Raw genomic sequence first — 8086 nt, forward strand, 5'->3', positions numbered from 1 at the left:
TGGCGTCTGCGGCAAGCAGCCGGACGTTGCGGCCCTGCAGGACCTGCTGACCTACCTGCTCCGCGGCATTGCCGTGGTTGCAGTGGAGGGTCGGCGCGTGGGCGTCACGGATATTGACGCCGACCGTTTCGTGGCCAGCGGGCTGTTCTCTACCCTGACCAACGTGAATTTTGACCCCGCGCGGTTTGACAGGCTTATCCCCGAGGCCGTCCGCCTGCGTGAGGGCCTTATTGAAAAGGTCGCCGCCGCCGGTGGCCGCGCCCAGTACACCGAAGGGGCCGTGACCTTCACCCCCCGCGCCGGTGCGGACCTGTCCGAAGAGGGCGAGCGCTGCGGGCTGACCGTGGACCACGCCGAAAACGACGACATCCGCTCCCTGCAGCATACGGTGCTCTTTGGCCTGCGCGGCGTTGCCGCCTACGCCGACCACGCCCGCATCCTCGGCAAGGAAAGTGACGAAGTCTACGCCTTCCTGCATGAGGGGCTGGCCGCCATCTATCAGGACCTTGACCTGAACGCCTGGGTGGGCCTTACCCTCAAGACCGGCGAAGTGAACCTTGCGGTCATGGAACTGCTGGACGATGCGAACACCTCCACCTACGGCCACCCCGTGCCCACCAGCGTGCCGCTGGGCCACCGTGCGGGCAAGGCCATCCTCGTCTCCGGTCATGACCTCAAGGACCTGCGCGATATTCTGGAGCAGACCGAGGGCAAGGGCATCAGCGTGTACACCCACGGTGAAATGCTGCCCTGTCACGGCTACCCCGAGTTGAAGAAGTACCCGCATTTCTACGGCCACTACGGCACGGCGTGGCAGAACCAGCAGCGCGAGTTTGCGGACTTCCCCGGCGCTATTCTCATGACCACCAACTGCATCCAGAAGCCCATGCCCAGCTACATGGACAATATCTACACCACCGGCCTTGTGGGCTGGCCCGGTGCCCAGCACGTCACCAACGGCGACTTTGGGCCCGTGATTGACAAGGCGCTGGCTATGGACGGCTTTGCCGCTGAGGAAGACAAGGGCGCGGTGATGACCGGCTTTGCCCGCAACGCCGTCATGGGCGTGGCGGACACCGTCATCAGCGCCGTGAAAAGTGGCGACATCCGTCACTTCTTCCTCGTGGCAGGCTGCGACGGCGCCAAGCCCGGACGCAACTACTACACCGAGTTCGTGGAAAAGGTGCCAAACGATTGCGTGGTGCTGACCCTTGCCTGCGGCAAGTTCCGCTTCTTCGACAAGCAGCTGGGCGACATCGGCGGCATTCCGCGCCTGCTGGACGTGGGGCAGTGCAACGACGCCTACTCCGCCATCCGCATCGCCACCGCCCTTGCCGAGGCCTTTGACTGCGGTGTGAACGACCTGCCGCTGTCCATGGTGCTGTCGTGGTACGAGCAGAAGGCCGTGGCCATCCTGCTGACGCTTCTGTACCTTGGCGTGAAGGATATTCGCCTTGGCCCGACGCTGCCGGAATTCCTGACCCCCAACGTGCTGAACGTTCTGGTGGAGAATTACGACATCAAGCCCATCGCCACCCCGGATGAGGACCTGAAGGCCATTCTCGGCTAATCACGGCCCTTTCCAGCATGAATACCGCGGCCCCGCACACCTTGTGCGGGGCCGTTTTGCGTTGTGGTGAGAAAAAGTCTGCAAAAGGGTGGCCGGGAGGTATTTTGATATGTATAACGGTATACAGTGTGTTTTTTATAGGGAAGGAATGAATATATCTCAGGGAGTGTATCCATGAGAAAGTGGACAAAGCCGACGCTTTGGGTCGTTTTTGGTGTCCTTATCTCATTTCCGATCTTTAGTCTGACGTATTATACAATGGTCAGAACCTCCACGCCTCAATTCTGTGCATCCTGTCATGAAATCGAATTTGCCTACAATACATGGCGGACCTCAAGCCACGTGAACAACGGCCAGGGGGCCGTGGCGGACTGTATGGACTGCCACCTCCCCGCCCCGCAGGACACCGTGAACTTTTTCTACATGAAAACGGCCCACGGCATCCGCGACGTGGTGCTGCACTTTGTCAAAGGCTCGGAGGCCTACGACAACGCCGTGCAGCGCGAAAAGGCCTACAAATCCTTCAAGAACGCCCAGTGCCAGAAGTGCCACCGCAATATTCTGTATATTCCGGACAAGCGCGGGGCCATGTTGGCGCACCGGACGGTGCTCTACGCGCGCCCGGGCTACGAGAAGAAGTGCGTCGATTGTCATAGAGACTTGGTCCATAACGAGCGGCCATTCTATGACTTTAAGCAATTGCGGCCCGATGCCTCATTGGCCGGGTTGTAGATGAGGATGTGGATGCTATTCGGACCCAGCTGACGGAGGAGCTATGAACACACGAAGAGTATGGGGAACCGTCGTCGTGGCCGCCGCGCTTGTGGGGGGCTTCGCCATTGCGGCGTGGGCGCAGAATTTTCCAAAAGCGCGCGAATTCCGGTTGGAGCGCAGCATGCCCAAGCAGGCCGAAGCCTGCATTGAGTGCCACAAGGTGGAGCACCCGGGCCTGTTTGCGGACTGGGCGCGCAGCCGCCATGCGAACGCGGGCATTACCTGTCTGGACTGCCACCTTGCCGACCCTGTGGACAAGGACATCAGTCAGGAGCACTTCAAACAGTACGAAAACAGCGATTCACCTTGGGGCCGCAGGGAATACCGCGTGCCCGTCGCCGGTGTGGTGACGCCTAAGGACTGTTCGCGCTGCCATCCTGACGAGGTGAAGCAGTACAGCCGCTCCAAGCACGCCAACACTGTGGAAATCATGTGGAAGCTGGACCCGTGGCTGAACAAGGGCATGAACTCCGACAACGAGCGCAAGACGGGCTGTTATTACTGCCACGGCACCGTGCTCAAGATGAAGGACGGCAAGCTGGACCCGGCCACGTGGCCCAACGTTGGCGTTGGCCGCGTGAATATGGACGGCTCCCTTGGCAGCTGCACCAGCTGTCATACGCGCCACCGCTTCTCCGTGATGGAGGCGCGCAAGCCGGAAGCCTGCGGTCAGTGCCACCTTGGCCCGGACCATCCGCAGATTGAAATCTACACGGAATCCAAGCACGGCGACATCTACAACACCTTCGGCGACGAATACACATGGGATTCCGCCCCCGGTACGTGGACACCCGGCGTGGATTACCGCGGCCCGACGTGTGCGTCGTGCCATATGTCCGGCTCGGGCAATGTGAAGACCAGCCACGACGTGACCGAACGGCTGTCGTGGGAGACGCAGGCCCCGCTGACGGTGCGCCCGCAGGACTTTAAGCCCTTCCCGGCCAAGACGGACTGGAAGACCGAGCGCGACAAGATGAGCCAAATCTGTCAGCAGTGCCACGGCGAAAAGTGGGTGAACGACTTCTATGTGGACTTCGACAAGGCCGTCGAGGAATACAACGAAGCCTACTTCAAGCCCGCCAAGGCCATGCTGGACAAGCTGTACGAAAAGGGTCTGCTGAGCAAGGAGACCTTCTTCGACGAAGAGCTGGAAGTGGAATACTATGAACTGTGGCACCACGAGGGCCGCAGAGCGCGCATGGGCGCTGGCATGATGGCCCCGGACTACGCATGGTGGCACGGGTTCTATGAGTGCAAGCACCGCTTCAACCGGTTTATGGAAGGGGCCAACCACCTCATCGACACCGGCGAGAAGGCGTACGTGTATCCCACGTTCCCGAACACCGGCGGCGACACCACGCGGCCGCCCGAAATCTTCAACAAGAACTAACACCGCATTTGCGGTACTGGCCCCCCTTTCGCCGGTGGCGGAAGGGGGGCTTTTTTTCGCCTCTGTCGCCCCTGTTTGACATGCGTCAAGGCGGCGGGGGACCACTGCGGGCACTATGGGCTCACACGGCGGGCGAAAGGCCCGTCCACGAACCAGCGAAAATGTGCGCCGGATGCGGCGAGGAGGAATAGACCATGAGGAAGATCATCCGAAAGATTATTGAAATAGACGAATCCCTGTGTGATGGATGCGGGCAGTGCATCCCGTCCTGCGCGGAAGGCGCGCTGGCCATCGTGGATGGCAAGGCCAAGGTGGTGAAGGATATGTACTGCGACGGCCTTGGCGCATGCCTTGGCGAGTGCCCGCAGGACGCCCTGCACATTGTGGAGCGCGAGGCCGACCCCTTTGACGAGGAAGCCGCCATGGCCCATGTGGCCCGCACCAAGGAGCAGGAATCCCCCCTCGCCTGCGGCTGTCCGGGGAGCGCTATGCAAACCCTGAAGCCCGCTGGCGGTTGCCCCGGCGCGGCGCTCCAGCACATGACGCCTTCTTCCGCCGCTCCGGCCAGTACGGATACGCCAGAAAGCCAGCTCTCCCACTGGCCTGTGCAGATTCGCCTTGTGCCGCCCCATGCGCCGTTCCTGAACGACGCGGACCTTGTGGTGGCGGCGGACTGCGCCCCGGTCGCCATGCCGAACTTTCACGACCGCTACGTGCGCGGCAAGGTTGTCCTCATCGGCTGCCCCAAGTTTGACGACGCGCAATACGCCCAGCGCTTCGCCGAAATATTCTCCACGGCGCGGGTACGCAGCGTGACGGTTGTGCGCATGGAAGTGCCGTGCTGCCAGGGCCTGCCACGCGCCGTAAAGGATGGCATCGCCATGTCCGGCAGCGGCGTGGTCTATAACGAGGTCACGGTCACCCGAACCGGCGACGTCATCGAATCCACCTAATTCCTTTTCCCCCCGCACACACCGCCCCCGCTCACTCCCCGTGAGCGGGGGCGTCCTTTTTCCTCCCCAGACATAAGGATTCTTAAGGATGAAATCCTTAAGCCACCGGAGGTATTGAACCATGGCGCAGCACCTCCACGCCCAGCCCCAACACCTCCACGGCCAACCTACCCGCACCCCCACACACCGCTCAACTCCCCGGCATGCGTCCGCATCAACTGCTCCACGCCATCCGGGACGAGGGCGCGCACGCAGCGGCCGGCGCACCACTTTTCGCGAACCTGCGACGAACTGATGTCCAGCCGTGGCACGTTGGCAAAGGACAAGGTCCGCCCCCCGGCAAACCGCCACGCGCCTGTGGCGTCCTCAATGGCGTCCGGCCACGCGCTGCCCACAAAGGCGCGGACGTCCTCTAGGTCGTCCTCCACACGGTTGGAGACAGCCAAATGCGCCAGCGCCGGAATCTCCATCCCACGCTCCCAGTTGGGCAGCACGCGCAAGTCGCTGGCGCCGAGAATGAACCAAAAATCATCCTCGGGGCGCATGCCGCGCAAGAGATGCAGCGTATCCACGGTGTAGGACGGGCCGGGGCGCTTGGCTTCTATACAGTTGACGCCCAGCCCATCAATGCCGTCTACGGCGGCGCGCACCATCTCGACACGCCGGGCAAAGCTCAGCATGCCTTCGCCGGGCTTGTGGGGCGGCACGGCGGCGGGCATGAGTTCCACGCGGCCCAGCCCCAGCTGTTCCAGCATCTCCAGAGCAAGACGCACGTGCCCGTTGTGGATGGGGTTGAAACACCCGCCCAGCAGTCCGACACAGGCCATCTATTCCCTCACCTGCCCTGCGCCCAGCACGACATACTTGGAACTGGTAAGCTCCGTCACGCCCATGGGGCCGTAGGAATGCAGCTTTGAGGTGCTGATGCCGATTTCAGCGCCAAGGCCAAGCTCGCCGCCGTCGTTAAAGCGGCTGGAGGCGTTGACCGCCACCATGGAGGCATCGGCCTCGCGCAGAAAGCGCATGGCGCGGTCGTGATCCTGCGTCAAAATGATTTCGGTGTGGTTGGAGCCGTGCGCGGCAATGTGGTCCAGCGCCTCGTCCATGGAATCGACGACCTTCACGGCAAGAACAAGGGCGTGGAATTCCTGCCCCCAGTCATCGTCTGCGGCCGGAACGGCCATGGCTCCAAGAAGCGGCAACGCACGCGTGCAAGCGCGGAAATGCACACCATCGGCCGCAAGACGCTCGCCAATGCGGGGCAACACGGCCTCGGCCATGGAAGCGTGCACCAGAACGCACTCAAGGGCGTTGCAAACGCCGGGGCGGGAGACTTTGGCGTTGTGGATGACGTTCACGGCGCGGTCCACATCGGCGCCGCTGTCCACGTAGGCGTGGCACACGCCCTTGTAGTGCTTCAGCACGGGCATGGTGGCTTCGGCCACAACAGCGCGGATAAGGCCCTCCCCGCCACGCGGGATGATAACGTCCACATACTCGTCCAGCTTACACAGGGCGGTGACGGCCTCACGGTCCGTGGTGGGGACCACCTGCACGGCTTCGGCGGGCAAGCCGCGCTCCTCCAGCGCCCGGTGGATGAGGGACGCCAGAAACTGATTGGAGTGGTAGGCTTCCTTGCCGCCGCGCAGAATGGCGGCGTTGCCTGCCTTCAGGCAGAGAATGGCGGAATCCACAGTGACGTTGGGACGGGACTCGAAAATCATGGCCACAACCCCGAGGGGGATGCGCATCTTGCCCACCTGCAAGCCGTTGGGGCGCTGCCACATGCGCTCAATTTCGCCCACCGGGTCATTTTGCGCGGCAACAATGCGGCAGGCCTCGGCCATGGTGGCGATGACCTGCGGCGTCAGGCGCAGGCGGTCCATACGCGGGGCATCCATGCCCGCGGCCTCGGCGGCGGCAAGGTCCTTGCCGTTGGCGGCGGCAATGGCGTCGCCTTCCTGTTCAAGCAGGGCGGCAAGGCGCTCAAGCACGGCCACCTTGTCTGCGGCGGACGCCACAGCCATACGGCGGGCGGCCTGCTTGGCGCTGCGTCCGAGGCCTTCCATCAGTTCACTGGTTCCCATATGCATCTCCTTGAGCCGCAGGCAGCGGCAACACGGTCAGGCTTCGGGTCAAAAAACGCACCCTCGTGGCGCTGCCGAGCGTAAGTCGTGAAAACTCCTTGAAATCCAATCAAAAAGGGGTACAACAAAAATGACGCAAAACCCAGTAGACTTCTTTTGACATTTCTGTAAACCATCAGTAAAAATACAGTCCCTTTCATCGGGGTCGCTTTGTTTTTTTGCGAAATCCAGCAAGCAAGTCAATACGTACGTAATGGAGGATAGACCACAATGACGGACAACGCACCAAGCACACCGCAGGGCGCAACTGCCGAAGAACTTCTTGAAAATGCCCCTGAGGCGCTGCATCCCGTACTTCAAGCCATCGTCGATAACATCCGGTTCATCCTTGCCGGCATCGCGGTCCTCATCCTCGCCGTGGGTGGCACCGCCATCTACAAGCACGTGCAGGAAGGAAAGCGCGCCGAGGCCGAAGCACAGCTGGCATCCATCATCGCCCAGCCCGCTGCCGAGCGCGTTGAAGCGCTGGTGAACTTTGAAAGCACCGCCCCCGAGGGCATGCACACCGGCATCCGCCTGGAACTGGCTGGCGCACTGTCCGAGTCCGGCCAGCATGAGCGCGCCGCCGAAGAGCTTGGCAAGATTGCCAAGGCAGGCAATGGCCTGTCCACCGTCGCCGCCATCGCGCAGGCCAACGAGCTGACCAAGCTGGACCGCACCGAAGACGCCATCGCCATTTTGGACGGCGCAAAGGCCACGGCTCCCGAGTCCTTTGCCTCCATCATCCTGCGCGAGAAGGCCAGCCTCTCCGAAAGCATCGGCGACCTCAAGTCCGCCCTTGCCGCCTATGAGGAACTACTCGCCGAGGCGTCCCCCCGCAACAAGGGCTTCATCGAAGGCAAAGTTGCCGAGCTGAAGGCCGCACTGTCCACAAACTCCTAAGGGTCCGCAACACCCCGAAGGTTTTTTCGATACACTATGCATAGGGAGAATCTGTAACATGTCTCATCCGCTTCTGAATTCGGACGGCGGACAGCGGCATCTGCTCTTGGGCAACGAAGCCATCGTGCGCGGCGCCCTTGAAGCAGGTGTCGCTTTCGTCAGCTGCTACCCGGGCACGCCGTCCTCCGAGGTGCCGGATACCTTCTACCGGCTCGCCCCGGACGGGGATTTCACCTTCGAGTACTCCGTTAACGAAAAAGTGGCTCTGGAAGTCGGCGGCGGCGCAGCCCTTGCCGGCGCGCCGACCCTCGTGACCATGAAGCACGTGGGCGTCAACGTCGCTGCCGACAGTTTGATGTCGCTCTCATAC

At 62.0% G+C, this 8086-nt stretch carries 7 protein-coding genes and 1 pseudogene; 6 read left to right on the forward strand and 2 right to left on the reverse strand.

The window, feature by feature from the left end:
* The 4 genes from hcp to ACY69P_RS11350 form a co-directional block, all read left to right on the forward strand.
* Positions 1–1570: hydroxylamine reductase (gene hcp, locus ACY69P_RS11335; protein WP_462327545.1), on the forward strand; the 1570-nt coding region annotated here is incomplete at its 5' end.
* Positions 1571–1744: 174 nt separating this feature from the next.
* Positions 1745–2302 carry a cytochrome c3 family protein gene (locus ACY69P_RS11340; protein ID WP_459898456.1) on the forward strand — a complete coding sequence of 186 codons (558 nt, stop codon included), beginning with the start codon at positions 1745–1747 and terminating at the stop codon, positions 2300–2302.
* Between the two features lie 43 nt (positions 2303–2345).
* Positions 2346–3734 carry a multiheme c-type cytochrome gene (locus ACY69P_RS11345; RefSeq protein WP_462327546.1) on the forward strand — a complete coding sequence of 463 codons (1389 nt, stop codon included), beginning with the start codon at positions 2346–2348 and terminating at the stop codon, positions 3732–3734.
* Positions 3735–3928: 194 nt separating this feature from the next.
* Entirely contained in the window at positions 3929–4687 is a 759-nt protein-coding gene (locus ACY69P_RS11350) for an ATP-binding protein (RefSeq protein WP_462327547.1), read from the forward strand.
* A 167-nt stretch (positions 4688–4854) separates the two neighbouring features.
* On the opposite strand, the gene nadD is transcribed toward ACY69P_RS11350, so the two are convergent.
* Entirely contained in the window at positions 4855–5514 is a 660-nt protein-coding gene (gene nadD, locus ACY69P_RS11355) for a nicotinate (nicotinamide) nucleotide adenylyltransferase (protein WP_462327548.1), read from the reverse strand.
* The gene (locus ACY69P_RS11360) at positions 5515–6774 is read right to left on the reverse strand and encodes a glutamate-5-semialdehyde dehydrogenase (protein WP_462327549.1); all 1260 of its coding nucleotides are present in this window, start codon (positions 6772–6774) and stop codon (positions 5515–5517) included.
* A 270-nt stretch (positions 6775–7044) separates the two neighbouring features.
* Here ACY69P_RS11360 and ACY69P_RS11365 point away from each other — a divergent pair, with 270 nt between their 5' ends.
* Together ACY69P_RS11365 and ACY69P_RS11370 are read left to right on the forward strand one after the other, a co-directional pair.
* Complete coding sequence (locus ACY69P_RS11365) at positions 7045–7716, forward strand: tetratricopeptide repeat protein (RefSeq protein ID WP_462327550.1); 672 nt, start codon at positions 7045–7047, stop codon at positions 7714–7716.
* Between the two features lie 58 nt (positions 7717–7774).
* Positions 7775–8086: pseudogene (locus tag ACY69P_RS11370) on the forward strand (indolepyruvate ferredoxin oxidoreductase subunit alpha); the annotation flags it as partial.

Source organism: Desulfobaculum sp. (assembly GCF_054921475.1).